Source organism: Halorubrum kocurii JCM 14978, from assembly GCF_000337355.1.
Lineage (GTDB): Archaea > Halobacteriota > Halobacteria > Halobacteriales > Haloferacaceae > Halorubrum > Halorubrum kocurii.
In genome coordinates this window covers 1-17,613 of sequence record NZ_AOJH01000031.1, presented here as the reverse complement: position 1 = coordinate 17,613, position 17,613 = coordinate 1, and the positions used below count along the sequence as shown (strand labels likewise).

The window sequence follows — 17,613 nt, the reverse complement described above, 5'->3', positions numbered from 1 at the left end:
GGCGGTCCGGATCGAGGTCCTCGTAGGTCGTGGGCGAGAACGAGCGTACCATACCCGCAGATATTCCTTTGAAACATAAATATGGCTCGGAATATGCGTGAGAAAGATGTCGATCGTTCATGGCCGTTCGGCGCGGGATCGCGGGTCGACGAGACGGGGCCCGGCAACGCGGAGCGCTCGTCCCCGCCGACACCGCCGACACCCGGCGCGTCCGACCGTGTGCCGCCGTGTCGCGGGGGTCGCCGAACGGACGGTCTTATACGGGTCGGCGGTCAAGTCGGGGCAACATGATATTTGAGGGCCTCCCGACGACCCCCCGCTCGGAGGAACTCGTCGACAAGGCGTTCTCGCGGGCGGCGCGCGCGGGGCGCGCCAAACACGGGCACGAGGCGCAGGAGTCGATGCTGCGGACGGCCGGCAACGTGCTCTCGGACAACCTGGAGAACGTCGTCGTCTCGTGGCCGGACTTCGGCTTCGACGTCGAGCCGTTCTACTACGAGCTCGCCGACGCCATCGTCGACGTCGACCGGCTCCGCCAGGCGCTCTCGCAGGTGATGTGGGCCAGCCGGCAGATCGAGGACCTCCGCGACGAGTACACGACGAAGATACGGAACTCCGACGTGGACACCGCGCGGAAACACCGGAAGCAGGCGTTCGCGCGCATGGCCGACGTGATGGACCAGATCGAGGACGACCTCCGGTACATTGGCGACTCGCGAGACCAGCTGAAGGTGCTCCCGGACGTCAAGCCGGACGAGCCCGCGATCGTGATCGCTGGCTACCCCAACGTCGGCAAGTCGTCGTTCGTCAACCGGGTCACCCGCGCCTCGAACCAGATCGCGGAGTACCCGTTCACCACGAAGGGCGTCCAGATCGGGCACTTCGAGCGCGACCGCATCCGGTACCAGATCGTCGACACCCCCGGTCTGCTCGACCGGCCCGCGGACGAGCGCAACGACATCGAGCGCCAGGCGGTCAGCGCCCTCGAACACCTCGCGGACGTGGTCGTGTTCGTGCTCGACCCCTCGGGAGACTGCGGCTACCCACTCGACGTCCAGCTCGATCTCCGCGAGGAGGTCCGCGAGCTGTTCGGCGAGGCCGTCCCGTTCCTCACCGTGGCGAACAAACACGACCGCTTCGAGGCGGTCAAGGCGGAGTCCGTCGACGCGACGATGAGCGTCACCGAGGACGAGAACGTCGAGGACGTGCTCGACATGGCCGTCGAGGCGGCCGCGTTCGAGCCGGACCTCCCGACGCGCGACGGCGAGGAGTGAGCGGCCGCCTCTGAGCGGTCGATCGACCGTTTATAAACAGCGATCGGTGGCTTATAAATAGACGAGCGCCGCGTCAGGCCTGCTCGGCGGCGTAGACGACGTTGACGCTGACCTGCACGCTTACGTCGCCGGTCTCGATGCCGGTCGCGGCGCCGTCCGCGCCGCCGCTCTCGGCCGCCATGGCGGCGTCGGAGACCCGGTAGGGCCTCACGCCCGCATTAGCGGTCGAGACGCTGTAGGCGCCGTTAACTACCAACCCGCTGGAGTCCGCGAGGACGGTGGCGTCGTCCTCGGCGTTCGCCATCGCGTTCTCGATGGCGTCCTCGCGGACCTCGCGTTCGCTCTCCTCGCTCAGTCCGAACTCGATCCGCTGGACCTCGTCGGCGCCCGCGTCGACCGCGACGTCGATGACCTCGCCGACCGCGTCCACGTCGTCGAGCTCGATCGCGTAGCGGTGGACGCCCTGGTACCTCGTGCGCTCGGGGTTGTCGCGCGTCTCGTGGGACTCCCGCACGTCGTACCGGTCGGTCCGGATGTCGTCCTCGTCGAGCCCCCACTCGGTAAGCGCCGCACGGACCGCCTCGTCCCCGGCTTGGAGATCGTCGCGAACGGCTTCGGAGTCGTTGCCGGTGGCCGTCACCGCGACGCGGATCGTCGCGCGGTCCGGCTCGGCCGTCGCCTCGCCCTCCGCGGTCACCTCGATGTTCCTGTCGAGCGCCGATTCGTCGCCCGCGTCGACGTCGCCGGTCCCGGTCGAGCCGGCGAGCCCGGAACAGCCCGCGAGCCCGACGAGCAGCGCGACGCCGACGGCGGTTACCAGTTTCCTGTTCATACGCGACCGATCGGCGGGAGCCGTCAAATAAGCCGCCGAAAGGACAAAGAACCGTTTGCGCTATCGGGCGCGGACGAGCCGGCGACCGCAGTCAGGCGGAACGGGTCTCGCCGTCCTTGCGGTCACCGGGAGCGTCGTCTCCCTCGTCGGAGTCGTCGTGGTCCGCGATCACCGTCTGGTCCGCGTCCTCGGCCGCGACGTCGTCGCTGCCGCCGTCCTCTCCCGACGGGAGCGCCCCGGGATCGGCCTCCCCGCCGTCTCGTGGACCGGCGCCGATCGCCGCGCCGCGCGACGAATCAGGGTCGCGCTCGACGCCCCCGTCCGGCGGTCCGGTGGTCCGCCGCCCCGAGCCGAACAGCCGGTCCCGGAGCGAGCGGCTGCTCGGGCGCTCGGCGAGCAGCACCGAACAGTCGACGTCGTGGATCACGTCAAGGTGCAGCGAGTCGGAGACGAGCCGCGAGAGCAGCCCCTTCTCGGTCGCGCCGATGATGACGAGCGTGCTGTCCCCGGCCTCCCGAGCGATGGCCCCCTCGACGTCGCCGCTGTCGTCGACGATTCGCTCGGCGTCAGGGAGCCCGTTCTCGACGGCCCACCCGGTGAGGAACTCCTCGCCCGCGGCGCGCTCTTCGGGGTCGTCGACGACGTGGAGCAGGCTCACCTCCGCGCCCGCGGTCCGGGAGAGCACGCTCGCGACCTCGGCGCCCAGCGCCGAGTCCGGGCCGCCGGAGGTCGGGAGCAGGATCCGCGAGGTGTCGAGGTCGCTCTCGCTCAGGATGAGGAAGTCGCAGGGGAGCTGGTTGGTGAGCTCGTCGATCGGGCGCTCGGCGCGGGCGGCGTTCCACAGCTGGTCGTCGCCCCACCCCATCAACACGGCGTCGGGCCGGGTCCGACGGGCCATGTTGAACACCTCCTCGAAGGAGCGGTGCGAGATCACCGTCGAGGTGGAGACGTCGATGTCGTACTCCCGGGCGGTCTCGCGGAGCCCGGACATCCCCTCCTCGGAGACGTCGGCGATCCGGCCGGCGCCCGCCGACAGCGACATCCGCTCGGGCGCCTGCACGACGTGAACGATGTGGACGAGGCCGTCCTCGTGGTCGCTGGCGAGCCGGCTCGCGAGCTCGACGATTGGGCCGTCCGTCCGCGGGTTCGTGATGGGGACCATGATCCGGTGGCCCTCGTTGGCGAACAGCGTCGCCTCCGTCGCGTCGAGGATCGGGACGTACGAGCGGCCGGCAGCGCGGCCGAGCACCCATTCCGGCACCGTGAGCCGGCGGTTCATTCCCTCGAAGCGCGCCTCCTCTAAGCGCTCCTCGCTGGTCTGGAAGTAGTTCACCAGCGTGACCAGGACCACCCCGCCGATGGTGTTCCCGAGCAACACCGGGATCACGAAGCCGACCATCCCGGAGTAGAGGCTGATCTCCGCGCCGTACAGCGGGATGTTGTACTCGAAGAACAGGTAGAGGACCTCGGTGAAGGAGACGACGACGTGGAACAGGTCCCCGAGCGGGATCGCGAGGAACGCGAGGTAGACGACGAGCATCCGGCTCACGGAGTCGGTCGAGGCGAAGCCGACCCAGACGACGCCGGCGACGATCAGCCCCGCCATCGCGGCCTTGAAGAACAGCGGGACGGCGCCGATTTTGAACCCGCCCTCCGAGATGTACCGCGCCGCGCCGACCGTGTCGCCCGTGAAGACGCCGCCGTACGACAGGACGAGCGCGCCGAACCCGCCGCCGACGAAGTTCCCCGCGAGCACGATGCTCCAGTGGCGAAGGAGGGTGGGGAGGCTCGCGAGCCGCTCTAAGGTCAGCGCGACCGGCGGCAACGTGTTCTCGGTGTACAGCTGGTAGCCGCCGATGATGATGTAGATGAACCCGAGCGGGTAGAGGAGGACGCTCAAGATCGGATGGGAGTCGGTCGCGGCCGTCAGCGAGGCGTACAGCATGAACGTGATCGTGATCGCCAGCCCGGCCGCGAGCCCGCTGAAGAAGAGTTCGCGGCTCCCGGAGGTCACCTCCTCGTCCGCGGCGGCGATGATCCGCTGGAACACCTCGTCGGACGAGAAGCGGTCCCGGACGGCCTCGCCGACCGCCGGGGCACCGCTGCGGGAGCGCTCGACGACTTCCCGCATCGAATCGTCGTCGGATCGCGTTGAATCGGTCACTGCCGGATCACCGTCAGCGGGGTAAAAAGTAGTTCCTCTTTCGGCATGCGGTCCAAAAAAGTCGAGTATGGCACTTCCTTCCGTAGGAACAGCTCATTCATTCAGATGCGGAGCTGAATACCTTCGATTCGTCACGCGGAGTGCTCGCATCGGCGTCACGGAACAGTCGCGGGTGACGACCGCGCCCTCAGGCACGGTCGACGGTCACGAGGTGCACCTCGACGCGCACGTCGGTCCCGATGGTCGACTCGATCCGGCGGTCGAGCGCGTCCGCCACGCCGTCGACGGCGCCGCCGGGCGGCGCGCCCACGGTGACAATCACCCGGTCGGTGTCGAGCGGCGGGAGCGTCCCGCTGCGCTCGACCTCCAGCTCCAGCAGTTCGAGCCCGGGATCGAGCGCGGCGAGCTCGTCGGCCGTGGCGGTTCGGATGTCGGCCTCGGTGGTGGAGGCGACGTACGACTCGTAGGTGACGCCGCCGAGGAACACCGAGAGCAGCGCGATGGCGACAACGAGCGCCGCCGCCCGCTTCAGGAACGCCGCGCGCGCGTTATCCTCGCGGAACCAGCGCTGCGGGCGGTACCCCTCGTACCAGAGCACGACCAGCGCGGAGAGGTTGATCGAGAGGACGTTCACCGCGACGATCACGCCCGCGCCGAGCACGAGTCGCGGGATCTGAAAGGCGATCCCGATCCCGACGGCGGCCGCGGGCGGGATGAGCGCCACCGCGATCATCACGCCGACCAGGGTCGCGGAGACGCCCGTCATCAGCGAGACGATGCCGGCGACGCCGGCGCCGATCGCCACGACGAGCACTAAGACGTTGGGCGCGAGCCGCTCGGAGACCTCGGCGAGGGCGAGCGGGTCGATCCCGGGCGGCACCAACGCGAGGGTGCGGATCGCGAACGCGAACAGCGTCGCGGACGCGACCGCGACCGCGACGCCGAGAATCTGCATCCGGACGCCGCGCCGGAACATCGTCTCGTCGTCGACGACCGTGCCGATCGCGGCCGACATCGCCGGGCCGATCAGAGGGGCGATCACCATCGAGCCGACCACCGTCGCTGGCGAGTCGAGCAGGAGCCCGGCGGTCGCGATCACGGCGGAGATGACGGTCATCAACACGTACGTCCGGAGCCCGGAGGCGAGGTCGTCGGCCTTCGCCTGCAGCTCCTCGCGCGAGATCCGGTCGCCTCCCCGATCGGCCTCCTCCTCGTACTCGTCTTCGAGCTCCTCGAACCGGCGGGAGATGACCGTCTCGGCCGCGACGATGACCGTGTAGGTACTCTCGTCGATCCCCGCCTCCCGGAGCCGTTCGAGCACGGGCTCGACGGCGGCCGTCGGGAGCGGGAACATCGCGACCGCGGTGTACTCGCGACCGCTCGTCTCGTCGGTGACGACGTAGTCGATCCCCTCGTCGTCGAGCGCGCGGACCACGGCCGCGCGCTTCCCCGCCGGGATCATGACCTGAACGAGTCGCACGGTCGGTCGTCTCGCCGGTGGGACTTATAAGGGGCGGTGGCCGCGGATCGCGGTTGCGGACGGCGGCCGGAGCGGGGGAGCCGCCCGGTCGCGTCGGCCGGTCCAAAGGCGGGACCGCCCGCCGGTCCGCGCGAAACGGAACTTTAATGCGCGAATCCCTCGCACGTCCAGACAAGAATGCTCTCGCCGCTGTTCATCGACACGTTCCTGCTCGATTACCACCTCGGGCACGTCATACTGCTCGGGTTCGCCGTCTCGCTGCTGGCGGCCGTGCCCCTGAAGTCCCAGAAGGTGATCGCGTCCATCTTCGCCGGCTTCGGGACGATCTTCCTGGTCGCCCCGTACACGACGATGCCGCAGACGTACGTCCTCGCGGGCATTCCGATGATCCTGATCGGTGCGCTGCTGTGGACGATGGCCGGCCGCTGACGCGGGCCGCGCTCGACGCACGCCGTTTTCTGTTCTCCGTTTCGTACTCCGCGCTCCGTGTCGCGTTCCGTTCTCCGCGATCCGTTCTCCGCGATCCGTTCTCCGCGATCCGTTCGATAGCGCCCATGGCGCCGACATCGCTATTTACCGTGCCGTCATCGACCTCCGCCACGCCGCCACCGACCTCCGCCGCGCCGTTGTTCGATCCCGCCTCTTTTTGCACCCCCGGCGACACTCCCCGCCATGGTCACGGTACGGGCACCCGCTACGAGCGCGAACCTCGGCAGCGGGTTCGACGTGTTCGGAGCGGCCCTCACGCGGCCGGCGGACGTCGTCACCGTCGAGAAGGCGGCGGAGACGACGATCGAAGTCACCGGCGTCGGCGCGCAGTACATCCCGGAGGACCCCGAGAAGAACACCGTCGGGGCCGTCGTCGAGGCGCTCGACGCGCCCGCGCGCATTCACATCGACAAGGGCGTCCGTCCGGCGTCCGGGCTCGGCTCCTCGGCGGCCAGCGCGGCCGGGGCCGCCGTCGCGCTCAACCGCCTGTACGACCGCGGGCTCTCCCGGTCGGAGCTGGTCCCGATCGCCGCCGAGGGCGAGGCGGTCGTCTCCGGCGTCGCGCACTCGGACAACGTCGCCCCCTCGATCCTCGGCGGGTTCACGGTGACGACGAGCGAGGAGACCCACGCCGTCAACGCCTCAATCCCCCTCGTGGTCTGCCTCCCCGACGTCGCCGTCTCCACCCGCGACGCGCGCCGGGTCGTCCCCGAGACGGCCTCGATGGAGGACCTCGTCGAGACGGTCGGCAACGCGGCGACGCTCGCGGTCGGGATGTGCCGCTCCGACCCCGACCTCGTGGGCGCCGGCATGAGCGACCCCGTCGTCACCCCCGAGCGCGCCCGGCTGATCACCGGGTACGACGACGTGCGCGCGGCCGCCTTCGACGCCGGCGCGACCGGGGTCACCGTCAGCGGCGCCGGTCCCGCGATCCTCGCGGTCTGCCGCGACGGGCAGCGGCGCGGGGTCGCGGCCGCGATGCTCGACGCCTTCGCCGACGCCGGCATCGACGCCCGCGCCTACCAGAGCCGGATCGGGCGGGGAGCGACGGTGCTCGAGGAGTGAGGCGACGATAGCGTAGCGCTGCCATCGCTGCAGTATCTCTCTCTCGTAGACCACCCAAATATTGATTCACGCAGAGCGTCAACGCTGTCAACAAGAATGTCACATCAGGTTCGCTTGGAGGACGACGTGTACGAACGGATCAAAGCGAACAAACGCGACGACGAGTCGTTCAGCGACGCCGTTTCGCGGCTCATCGGTGGCCGATCGCTTCGAGATCTCCGGGGCGTCTTCGACGAGGAGCAAGTGAGCGAGATGCGAGACGCCATCGAGACCGCGGATCAGAGTGACCGCGAGGAAGTCCGTGAGGTCGCGGACCGGTTCGAATGATCGTCGACACGAGCTTCGTTTTGGACGTTATCGACGGCAACGATGCGGCCGTCGCGAAGGAGCGAGAACTCGAAGCCGAAGGCGTCCCGCTCGTCATCCCCTCGATGACCGTTCTGGAGCTGTACATCGGCGTCGGGAAAGTGGCGACCGCCCGCGAAGAGCGACAGACGGTGGAGTCGGTGCTCGACTCGTACCCGGTAGTGGAGATGACGCCGAGCATCTCTCGACGCGCCGGCCGACTACTCGGGGAGCGCATGGCCGACACAGGCGACGGCGAGGGACCGGGGATCGGAAAGAGCGACGCGGCGATCGCTGCGACGGCGATAGAACGCGACGAGCCCGTTCTGGCCGGCGACAGGCACTTCGAGGCCATTCCGGGAGTCGTCCACGAGAGCTATCGGTGAACGCACCGCAGGACGATTTATAAATAAACGGCACTGTGGAATCCGCTTTTTCAGACATATTCTCGTCCGAAACGGCTGATCGGTGAAGAGTGCTTCTTGATCGATAGCGGGAGTAAGTATCGCGAATTGGTGAAACGGTTGTTTATAAGCGATCGAGTAGTGTTGCTGTCGGCTGTTTATAACTGAATGTCAGCGCAGCGGCTGCCCGTTTGAGTCCCACCCCGCCCGCTACAGCACCGCAGCCTCACGCCTCCCCAGCCTCGCCGCGGCCGCCGCTGGCGGCCGCGGGCTCCCTCGCGCGTGCTCTTCGCGGCTGCCGAGGGCAGCCGCTCGGAGGCGCGCGCCACCGCATCGCAGTTATAAGCGGTCGCCGCTGCCGCTCACGATCGTTTAAGTATCGAATCACCGCTATCGATCTGCTTCACCCACTCCCGCTATCGCTCACCACCGTTCCGATATGACTACAATCGAGTCAGTGTATATCATGCTCCGAGGGTTTCAACGAGCGTAGATATTTATAAATAAAAGCCGCAGACGTTCCGTCCTCCACAACGGTTTTCGATCGCGCTACGGCGCGCGGGCGACGACGGCGAACGTCTCGGTCCGCTCGGAGTCGGAGAGTACGTCGAACCCCGCCGCCTCCAGCGCCGCGACCGCGTCGCTCGCGGCGAACCGCTCGTCGGCCGGCGGGCCGTGCTCGCCGTCGCCCGCGGCCGACCAGTCGAAGAGCGCGAGCCGGCCGCCGGTGCGGATCACGCGGGCCAGCTCCGCGAGGGCGTCGTCGCTCGCGAACTCGTGGTACGTCATGGTGGAGAACGCGGCGTCGAGCTCGCCGTCGTCGAGCGGGAGCGACGCCACGTCGCTCTCGACGAGGGCGACGTTCTCGGCGACGCCCTTCTCGCGGTAGAACGCGTGCATCTCGGCCTGCACGTCGACGCCGTAGACGCGCTCGACGTGAGCGGCGACGTCGTCGGTGTAGAAGCCGGTGCCGCTCCCGAGGTCGGCGACGGCGGCCGCGGCCCGGTCGTCGCGCTCGGCCGTCAGCGCACCGAGGATCTCCTCGGCGGACACCCAGCGATACCGGACCCCGGAACGCTCCAGTTGCTCGGCCTTCTCGGCGTCGAACGTGTGAAATCCCATGTGCGGTATTGCACGTGAAACACTAAAACGCGTCCGATCGAGGGCTCACCACTCGGCGGCGAGCCGCTCGGCGAGCCGGTCGACCTCCGACTCGGTGGAGACGGCGTGGATCGACGCCCGGACCCCGTTCGGATGCGGGAGCGAGCGGACCACGATCCCCTCGTCGGCGAGCCGCTGGACCGTCGCCTCCGGGTCGTCGACGTCGACCGTGACGAGCCCGGACTCGTGCGCTCGCGGGCTCAGCAGGCGGTCGTCGGGGACGTGGTCCTTGAACCGGTCCGTGAGCGACGCGATCCGATCTTCGATCCTCGAGACTCCGACGGCGTCGATCGCGTCGAGCGCCTCGACCAGCCCGACGTGCGCGGCCGGGGTGGTCGAGCCGACCTCGAAGCGCTTCGCGCCCGTCTTGAACTCGATCTCGTCGCCGTTCGGGTCCTCGACGCTCCGGTAGCCGACCGCGCGCGGCGCCAGGTCGGCCGCGGTCTCGCGGTCGACGTAGAGGAACCCGGCCCCCCACGGGCCGAGCACCCACTTGTGGCCCGCCGCCGCCACCGCGTCGGCGCCCCACGCCGACACGTCCATCGGGACCTGGCCGGGCGACTGGACCGCGTCGACGAGCGTGAACGCGCCCGCCTCGTCCGCGATCTCCACGAGGTCGGCGACCGGGAGCCGCGTCCCGTGCGTCCACGTGATCGCGCTGAAGCAGACGAGCCGCGCGTCCGCCACGGCCTCGGCGTACGCCTCCCGGTCGACGCGTCCGCCCTCGGTCTCGACGACGCGGACCTCCACGCCCTCGCGTTCGAGCCGCTTCCACGGGAGGACCCCGGCGGGGTGTTCCAGGTCCGTCCGGACGACCACGTCGCCCGGCTCCCAGTCGATCGCGCCCGCGATGCGGTTGATCCCGTCGGTCGTGCTCTCGGTCAGCGCGATCTCCGCGGGCTCGGCGCCGACGAAGTCGGCGACGCGTTCCCGCACCGTCTCGTACGTCTCGAAGGCGCGACCGTACGGGTCCGTCGTCGCCGAGCCGTACTCGTGGTCCGCGAGGTAGTCGGACGCGGCCTCGACGACGTACTCGGGGCTCGGGCCGTGCGCACCGAAGTTGAAGTACGCGGCCTCGCCGAGCGCTGGCACGTCAGCGCGCAGCTCGCGCGGAGTCATCCGAGAGTCGGCCTCGGACACCGTCATTCAGGCGGTGTGCTCCTCGATCGCACCGGTGAGCGCCGCCTCCGTCTGCGCACCGACCATCCGCTCCGCGAGCTCGCCGTCGGCGAACACGAGCAGCGTGGGGATGCCCTGCACGCCGTACTCGCCGGCGAGCGCCTGGTGCTGGTCGACGTCGACCTTCAGAACGGCCGCGTCGGTGTCGTTCGCGATCGCCTCGACGGCCGGCTCCATCATCTGACACGGACCGCACCAGTCCGCGTAGAAGTCGACGAGGACCACGTCGTGGTCGGCGACGTAGTCGTCGAACTCGTCGGGGTCGGCCAGCTGGATCGGTTCCGTGGGAACGGCGTCGGTTGAACTCATCACCTGGTTCTACACGCCCCACGCGGATAATGGTTTTGGATAGAACTCACAATACCGCACCCGAACCGGAGCGCGCCCCCGATCGAGACGGGGGCGTGGGGCCGAGGGTTCAAATCCGCGGGCGACGAACCGCGCGGTATGTACGCGGTCGTCGGCTGCAACGAGTGCGCGGCGATGTGGCTCCTCACGGACCCGCGGACGAGCGACAGCGCGCGGTGCCCCCGCTGCGGGAAGACGCATCGGACGGCGAAGCTCAAGCGGTTCTTCGAGTCGGAGGACCGCGACGCGGCCCGCGAGGCCCGGGCCGCGCTGCTCGCGAAGAAGCGCGACGAGAGCGCCGCGTTCGCCGAGGTCGACCACGTCTCCGAGCTCGAACGCGCCGTCGACGAGGCCGGGATCGACGATCGCGAGTACCTCGAAGCGTCGGGGATCGACGCCGACGCGGTCGACGAGGCGGCCGCCCGCGCCGAGGGCGGCGGGTCGGGGTCGCGGAGCCGAACCGAGGTCGTCCGCGACGCGGTGACGGCCGTCGACGACCCCACTGAGGAGAACGTCGTGGCGCACGCGAGCGAACGCGGGGTTCCCGCCGAGACCGCCAGGGAGATCCTGACCCGGCTCGCTCGGCGCGGGGAGCTCTCCGAGTCGGGCGGCCGCTACCGGGCGCTCTGAGCGAATCGGCGCGCCGTCTCCCCGCGGCCCCTGACAAAGCACTTATGTCGTCGTTCAGACGTGACGGGTATGGACACACGAACTGCCCTCCTGGCGGCCGCCGCCGCGCTCCTGCTCGCGGGCGCCGTCGGCGCCGTCGCCGCGCCGGACGCGATCGTCGACCCGCGCGAGGCCGACGAGCGCCCCGGCGACGTACGCATCGTCGACACGGTCGTCTCGCCGGGTGAGGTCCGCGGCGAGACCGCGGAGCTGCGGCTCGGAGTCGACCTCCGACACCGGGGCTCGGCCGTCGAGAACGTCACGGTCCGCCACCGCGCGATCGGCGCCGACTCCGGGCTGCTCGTCGACGAGACGACGGTCGACGTCGGCGAGGTCGACGGCGGCGGCGAGCGGACCGTAAACGGTTCCGTTGACGTAGAGCGCGAAGGCGGCTATCGGATCGAGACGGTCGTCTTCGTCGACGGCGAGCGACGGGCGAGCCAGACGACCCGCGTCGGCGGCGTCGTGGCGCTCACCCCCGACTACGCCGACTCCCGCGTCGGCTTCACCGAGAGCAGCGTCTGGCCGACCGTCGCGGTCAGCGTGCGCGAGGCCGACAACCGCACCGCGACACTGTCGGTGTCGCTCTCGGTGACGAACCGCGGCGACGACGCCTCCGAGCCGCTCGACCTCCGCGTGCTGCTCCGGCAGTCGGAGTCGAACGTGATCGCCGACGAGGCGAGCGAGACGGTGGGCGAGGTCCGGCCCGGTCGGACCGACACCGTGACGACGACCGTCGAGGTGCCCGCGAACTACAACTACTACGTCGACGCCGCGCTGTGGAGCGACGACGTGCTCATCGACGAGACGCAGGGCGTCGCCAACCTTGACCCCCGCGAGACGATCAGCGCGAACGAGACGGTCGAAGAGGTGGAGTTCGCCGTCGAGGACTTCAGTCGAGGACCGGACGGCGACGACGCGGCGGACGGCGACGACGCGGCCGACCGGGGCGCCGACGGCGACAGCGCCGGCGACTCGACGCCCGGCTTCGGTCCCGTCGCCGCGCTCGTCGCGCTCGCCGCCGCCGCCCTGGTCGCACGGAGGCGACGATGACCGGCGACCGCGGCGACTCGAACGGCCCCCCGGACGACGCCCGCTCGGACGACCCTGACAGCCCCGACGACTTCACCGAGACACCAACCGCATCCATGACCGAAACCCCCACCGACGACGCCGACGACGACCTCGCACCGCGCACGACCGACCCCGGGAACGCCTCCGGCGGCACCGGGGGCGGCGCGAGCGGGGACGCGGACGAGAGCGACGGACGGTTCGGCCGGCTCTCGACCGACGACCTCCGCGGGCTCATCGACCGGATCGGGCTGGCGGCGCTGGTGCTGCTCGCGCTGATCGCCGGTTGGGGCTTCTACAGCCAGGCGGGCCGGGCGATCCGGACGTGGCTGGACCCGGCCTATCAGCCGATCGCGCTCGCGGCGTTCAACCTCGCGGTGCTGCTCGTCGCGCTCGCCGGCGTCGCTCACCAGCTCTACCGGATCCGCCGGAGCGAGCGGGGCGGGGACGCGGCCGAGTAGCGGCCACGCGGCGGGCGAGCCGGTCGTTCCGGCGCCTACTCTTCGGGGAGGTCGTCGGTGTGAGCCGGGATCCGCTCGACCTGCCCCGCGAGCGTCGCCGCGTCGCCAGCGACGGTGGAGGCCTCGACGCCCGCCTCGTTCGCGACCAGTCGGACGTGCGCGGCCAGCAGCGCGAGCGCCCGAAGCCCCTCGTTCTCCGCGTCGCCGTCGCCCCGCTGGGCGAAGGTGGTGTCGATCTCGCCGTCGCGGACGACGCCGACGTGGACCGCCTCGATCCCCTCGCCGTCGAGGAGGTCTCGTGCGCGGTCGATCTCCGCGGCGAACGGGTCGTCGCCGGCCGTCGATTCGTCTGCGGGAACCTCGTCGTCGCTCATGTCACAGCGTACGCGAAGCGGGGAGAAAAGCGCGGCGCCGGTCGACGCGCGCGGTTTCGCCGGTTACTCGTCCGGACGAGGGCGAGCGATGAACAGCGACTCTTCGAGGGTGAACGGGTCGTACACCGACTGGTGACAGACGCAGTAGGTCCCGTTCTCGGCGTCGTACCGGGCCGACTCTTCGAGGACCTTGTAGTCGGGGATACAGCAGAAGTGCGTACAGACGTTGAGGTACGCGATAAACCCTTGGTCGGTGGACGCCTGGAGCCACTCGCTGCCCGAGTTCTCGACGGCCTCCTCGATCCGCGGGGAGCGGATGACGATCGCGTTCAGGTTGGTTTCGGCGTCTTGTGACCGCCACGTGACGGACGCCGGCTTCCCGACGCCGTCGTCGCCGACCCCGTTGCCCCACTCGTCGTAGTCGTCGAAGTCGTCGACGTGGATCTGGTCGCCCTTGTCGTACGTCTCGTCCTGCCAGTCGTACTTGCCGGGCGCCGCCCGGAACAGGTTGTCCGACTCGTAGCTCGGGGCGACGTTCTCCTGCGACTCGACGCCGCAGTACTGGAACCACGCGCCGGAGTAGGTCTTCCCGCCGAGCTGCTCCTGTGCGACCTCGATCTCTTTCCCCTCCTGCGTGATGGTCTGCGTTTCGGGCCAGATCCCGCGGAGGAATCCGTCGTCGGTGACTTCCACGGGGATCTGGGGGAGACCGCGCGGCGCCGGGCCGCCGGTCTTCGCGATCGACATCGCGACGGTCGCCCCGCCGCCGACACCACCCGCGGTCGTCAAGGTGTTCACCGTCGCCGACCCCATCGCGCCGACCCCCGCGAGGGCCGCGCCGCCGACGACGCCCTTCACGAAGCGACGCCGGCCGGACTCGGCCGGATACTTGTCGGACTGACTCATACCCGTCGTTCGGGATGGACCGGTAAAAAGGGTGACGAACCCTCCACCCGAGCGGGAACGGGGTCGCTCACTCGCTCAGAAACGTGCCTGACCGCCGGCGCGAGAGTCGTTGACCCCACGGTAGGGGGCGCCACGGACCCGCCCGCGAGGTGTTGGACGATCGATCAATACCTTTACTCGGAACTGAGGCAAACATTCGTTCGGGCATCGGTTTTAACCCCTCTCAACGGGTGTGTCTGTGGTATGGTATTGCACAATCGAGACGTGCGGACGGACGTGCGCGAACTCGGCGCGCTCGTGGGAGACGTCCTGGCCGCGCAGGCCTCCACCGAGGCGTACGAGACCGTCGAGGATCTTCGGAACGAAGCGATCGCCTACCGGCGCGGCGACGCGGCGAGCCGGACCGGCCTCCACGAGTCCGTCGACGAGCTGTCGCCGACCCGAGAGGGGATCGTCGCCCGCGCGTTCACGACCTACTTCGAGCTCATCAACCTCGCCGAAGAGCGCGAGCGGGTCCGGGCCATTCGGGACGCCGACGAGGAGGGAGCGTTCCACGACTCCTTCGATGCAACGATCGCCGAGTTCTCCGAGGCCGGCGTCGAGGCCGACGAGCTCCGACAGCTGTTACAGGACGTGCTCATCGAACCGACGTTCACCGCTCACCCCACCGAGGCCCGCCGGGCCACCGTGAAGGCGAAGCTGCGGTCGATCGGCAACCACCTCGAGGCGCTCGACGAGCGCAACCTCACCGAGCGCGAGCGAAACGGGATCTGGCGCGACGTCACCGCCGAGGTGACGAGCCTCTGGGGCACTCGACAGGTGCGCCAGCGCAGCCCGGAGCCGGAAGACGAGGCCCGCAACGTCCAGTGGTACCTCGAGAACACGCTCTTCGACGTCGTCGGCGACGCCTACGAGGAGTTCGAGGAGACCATCTCGAAGGAGTACGACGACGTGGACTGCCCCAAGCTCTTCGAGTTCCGGTCGTGGGCGGGCTCCGACCGCGACGGCAACCCGTTCGTCACGCCGGAGGTCACCGACGACACGCTGGCGCGCCAGCGCGAGGTCGCGATCGAGAAGTACCGCGACCGGTGTAAGCGACTCTCGGCCGTGTTGAGCCAAGACGGCGAGCGCTACGCGATCGACGACCAGCTCGCCGAGTCGCTGGCGGCCGACGCCGAGCGGTTCCCGACGGTCGTCGAGGAGGCGCGCGAGCGCTACCCCGACGAGCCCTACCGCCAGAAGCTCCGCCTGATGCGCGAGCGGCTCGACCGCGTCGACGACGTGCGCCCTGGCGAGTACCCCGACGGCGACGCGTTCCTCGACGACCTGAACGTGATCGCCGACTCGCTGGCGGTCGACGGACAGGACGCGGTCCGCGAGTCGTTCGTCGAGCCGCTCCGCCGGCAGGTGGACACGTTCGGCTTCACGCTCGCGTCGCTGGACCTCCGCGACCACCGCGAGAACCACACCGAAGCCGTCGCCGAGGCGGTCGCCGTCGAGAGCGTCGACTACCGCGAGATGGACGAGGAGGCCCGTCAGGAGTTCCTCACCGAGGCGATCTTACAGGACGACCCGGTCGTCGACGCCGACGAGCCGGGCGACGTCTCCGAGACCACCGAGCGGGTGCTCCGCCGGTTCCAGGAGTTCGCCGAGTGGCAGGACGAGTACGGCGCACAGGCGATCGACACCTACTGCATCTCGATGACGGAAGAGCCGAGCCACGTTCTCGAAGTGCTCTTCTTGGCCGATCAGGTGGGCGTCATCTCGCTGCCGGACCACTGCGGCGTCGACGTCGTGCCACTGCTCGAGACCGAGTCCGCGCTCAACGGCGCCGAGCGCATCCTCGGGGAGCTGTTCGACAACGAGGCGTACGCGACGGCCCTCGAGGTTCGGGGGGATATCCAAGAGGTGATGCTCGGCTACTCCGACTCCAACAAGGAGAACGGGTTCCTCGCCGCGAACTGGGACCTCTACGAGAACCAGCGGCAGATCGCGCGGTTCTGCCGCGAAGAGGACGTCACGCTCCGGCTGTTCCACGGTCGCGGCGGCTCCATCTCGCGGGGCGGCGGCCCGATGAACGAGGCGCTGCTCGCGCTCCCCAACGAGACCGTCACGGGGCAGGTGAAGTTCACCGAGCAGGGCGAGGCGATCGCCGAGAAGTACGCCAACCCCCGGATCGCCGAACGGGAGCTCGAACAGATGCTCGACGCGCAGATCCGCGCGCGAAAGGAGGCCAACGAGGAGCCCACCGAAGACGTGCCCGACAGCTGGGTCGACGCGATGGAGACGATGGCGCCCGCCGCCCGGGAGACGTACCGCGACCTGTTGAACACCGACGGGTTCGTCTCCTACTTCGGGCAGGCGACGCCCATCTCCGTCGTCGAGGACCTCAACCTCGGCTCGCGGCCCGCCTCGCGCTCCGGTGAGCGCACCGTCGAGGACCTGCGCGCGATCCCGTGGGTGTTCTCGTGGACGCAGACCCGACTCATCCTCCCGGGCTGGTACTCGCTCGCCTCCGGGATGGACGCCTACCTCGACGAGGTCGGCGAGGAGGCGGGGCTCGAAACGCTCCGAGAGATGTACGAGGAGTGGCCGTTCTTCCGCACCACGCTCGACAACGCCGCGCTCGCGCTAGCTCGCACCGAGCCGGAGATCGCCGCCGAGTACGCCGACCTCGCGGACGACGACCTCCGCGAGCGGTTCTTCCCCGAGCTGGTCGGCGAGTACGAGCGCGGCCGCGATCTGGTCCTCGAGATCAGCGGTCGCGACCAGCTCCTCCGGCGCGAGTGGCTCGAAGAGAGCCTCGACCGACGGAACCCCTACGTCGACCCGCTGAACCTGCTACAGGCGAACCTGCTCGGGCGGACCCACCGCACCGAAGCGGAGGAGCGGACCCTCCGGCTCACCGTCAACGGCATCGCCGCCGGGATGAAGAACACCGGGTAGCTCGGTCGCCGAGCCGATCGAACCGCTCGCCCGAACACCGCCCGGACACCGCCTTTTCGCCGACCATCGCTCGCAACGACCGCCGGCGAGCGACACCCATCAGATTCGATATAGCGAGAATCAATATACCTCGGCGAACGCGAGACGACCGTCAGCAAACAGCAACGCGAGACAGAAGCTGCTCGGAAGCCGCTCAGACGCCCCTTATCAGGGTTTAGGGGGCCAGTATGAGAGCTGAGGCTCGGAAGCGAGCGATATCCGAAAAAGCGAATCGGCGATCTACGCGTAGCGTTCGAGTTCCGGTCGGTCGAGGTCCTCGAAGACGTCGGCAGCGACCTCGGAGAGGAACGCTTCGCCGTCGTCGGACAGCCGGCGACCCTCACCAGCGGCGGTCGTCACGAGCCCGTCGTCTTCGAGGGCCTGCAGCGACGTGCGGATGAGGTTG

Annotated in this window: 18 protein-coding genes; 9 read left to right on the top strand and 9 right to left on the bottom strand. The window is 69.3% G+C overall.

Annotated elements, in window-relative coordinates; genetic code table 11:
- The first annotated feature begins 287 nt into the window (after positions 1-287).
- Positions 288-1,274 (top strand): NOG1 family protein, encoded by a 987-nt coding sequence (locus C468_RS04130; RefSeq protein WP_008847612.1) that lies wholly within the window; start codon positions 288-290, stop codon positions 1,272-1,274.
- A gap of 73 nt (positions 1,275-1,347) precedes the next feature.
- Here the strand turns inward: C468_RS04130 and C468_RS04125 are convergent, their stop codons facing one another.
- The 3 genes from C468_RS04125 to C468_RS04115 form a co-directional block, all read right to left on the bottom strand.
- A complete protein-coding gene (locus C468_RS04125; RefSeq protein ID WP_008847611.1) occupies positions 1,348-2,106 on the bottom strand; it encodes an SIMPL domain-containing protein in 759 nt (252 codons plus the stop codon).
- Positions 2,107-2,197: 91 nt separating this feature from the next.
- Complete coding sequence (locus C468_RS04120; RefSeq protein WP_049911992.1) at positions 2,198-4,270, bottom strand: formate/nitrite transporter family protein; 2,073 nt, start codon at positions 4,268-4,270, stop codon at positions 2,198-2,200.
- Positions 4,271-4,457: 187 nt separating this feature from the next.
- A complete protein-coding gene (locus C468_RS04115) occupies positions 4,458-5,732 on the bottom strand; it encodes a TIGR00341 family protein (RefSeq protein WP_008847609.1) in 1,275 nt (424 codons plus the stop codon).
- A 195-nt stretch (positions 5,733-5,927) separates the two neighbouring features.
- On the opposite strand from C468_RS04115, the gene C468_RS04110 reads away from it, so the two are divergent.
- The 4 genes from C468_RS04110 (at position 5,928) to C468_RS04095 (ending at position 8,035) form a co-directional block, all read left to right on the top strand.
- A complete protein-coding gene (locus tag C468_RS04110; RefSeq protein WP_008847608.1) occupies positions 5,928-6,179 on the top strand; it encodes a hypothetical protein in 252 nt (83 codons plus the stop codon).
- Positions 6,180-6,422: 243 nt separating this feature from the next.
- The gene (locus C468_RS04105) at positions 6,423-7,304 is read left to right on the top strand and encodes a homoserine kinase (RefSeq protein ID WP_008847607.1); all 882 of its coding nucleotides are present in this window, start codon (positions 6,423-6,425) and stop codon (positions 7,302-7,304) included.
- Positions 7,305-7,400: 96 nt separating this feature from the next.
- Positions 7,401-7,631: an antitoxin VapB family protein gene (locus C468_RS04100; protein WP_008847606.1), complete on the top strand. Its 231-nt coding sequence runs from the start codon at positions 7,401-7,403 to the stop codon at positions 7,629-7,631.
- On the top strand, positions 7,628-8,035 hold the full coding sequence (locus C468_RS04095) for a PIN domain-containing protein (protein ID WP_008847605.1): 408 nt from the start codon (positions 7,628-7,630) through the stop codon (positions 8,033-8,035). Before C468_RS04100 ends, C468_RS04095 begins: the two co-directional genes overlap by 4 nt.
- A gap of 567 nt (positions 8,036-8,602) precedes the next feature.
- Here C468_RS04095 and C468_RS04090 read toward each other — a convergent pair.
- Genes C468_RS04090 through trxA form a run of 3 tightly spaced genes read right to left on the bottom strand, consistent with a single transcriptional unit; the run spans position 8,603 to position 10,702 of the window.
- Positions 8,603-9,175, bottom strand: a complete 573-nt coding sequence (locus tag C468_RS04090; RefSeq protein ID WP_008847604.1) for a class I SAM-dependent methyltransferase — start codon at positions 9,173-9,175, stop codon at positions 8,603-8,605.
- A 45-nt stretch (positions 9,176-9,220) separates the two neighbouring features.
- On the bottom strand, positions 9,221-10,360 hold the full coding sequence (locus C468_RS04085; protein WP_008847603.1) for an aminotransferase class V-fold PLP-dependent enzyme: 1,140 nt from the start codon (positions 10,358-10,360) through the stop codon (positions 9,221-9,223).
- The gene (gene trxA, locus C468_RS04080; RefSeq protein ID WP_008847602.1) at positions 10,361-10,702 is read right to left on the bottom strand and encodes a thioredoxin; all 342 of its coding nucleotides are present in this window, start codon (positions 10,700-10,702) and stop codon (positions 10,361-10,363) included.
- A gap of 138 nt (positions 10,703-10,840) precedes the next feature.
- Here trxA and C468_RS04075 point away from each other — a divergent pair, with 138 nt between their 5' ends.
- From C468_RS04075 to C468_RS04065, 3 genes are all read left to right on the top strand, one after another.
- On the top strand, positions 10,841-11,371 hold the full coding sequence (locus C468_RS04075) for a DUF5817 domain-containing protein (RefSeq protein WP_008847601.1): 531 nt from the start codon (positions 10,841-10,843) through the stop codon (positions 11,369-11,371).
- Positions 11,372-11,440: 69 nt separating this feature from the next.
- Positions 11,441-12,463 carry a DUF7490 domain-containing protein gene (locus C468_RS04070; RefSeq protein WP_008847600.1) on the top strand — a complete coding sequence of 341 codons (1,023 nt, stop codon included), beginning with the start codon at positions 11,441-11,443 and terminating at the stop codon, positions 12,461-12,463.
- Positions 12,460-12,942: a hypothetical protein gene (locus tag C468_RS04065; RefSeq protein ID WP_008847599.1), complete on the top strand. Its 483-nt coding sequence runs from the start codon at positions 12,460-12,462 to the stop codon at positions 12,940-12,942. The genes C468_RS04070 and C468_RS04065 overlap by 4 nt, the downstream gene beginning before the upstream one ends.
- 35 nt (positions 12,943-12,977) lie before the next feature.
- Here the strand turns inward: C468_RS04065 and C468_RS04060 are convergent, their stop codons facing one another.
- Together C468_RS04060 and C468_RS04055 are read right to left on the bottom strand one after the other, a co-directional pair.
- Positions 12,978-13,316, bottom strand: a complete 339-nt coding sequence (locus C468_RS04060) for a hypothetical protein (RefSeq protein WP_008847598.1) — start codon at positions 13,314-13,316, stop codon at positions 12,978-12,980.
- A gap of 63 nt (positions 13,317-13,379) precedes the next feature.
- Positions 13,380-14,222 (bottom strand): menaquinol-cytochrome c reductase, encoded by an 843-nt coding sequence (locus C468_RS04055; RefSeq protein WP_008847597.1) that lies wholly within the window; start codon positions 14,220-14,222, stop codon positions 13,380-13,382.
- Between the two features lie 243 nt (positions 14,223-14,465).
- On the opposite strand from C468_RS04055, the gene ppc reads away from it, so the two are divergent.
- Positions 14,466-17,168 carry a phosphoenolpyruvate carboxylase gene (gene ppc / locus C468_RS04050; RefSeq protein WP_008847596.1) on the top strand — a complete coding sequence of 901 codons (2,703 nt, stop codon included), beginning with the start codon at positions 14,466-14,468 and terminating at the stop codon, positions 17,166-17,168.
- Positions 17,169-17,447: 279 nt separating this feature from the next.
- Here the strand turns inward: ppc and C468_RS04045 are convergent.
- A partial coding sequence (locus C468_RS04045; RefSeq protein WP_008847595.1) for a 40S ribosomal protein S19 occupies positions 17,448-17,613 on the bottom strand: 166 nt, incomplete at its 5' end.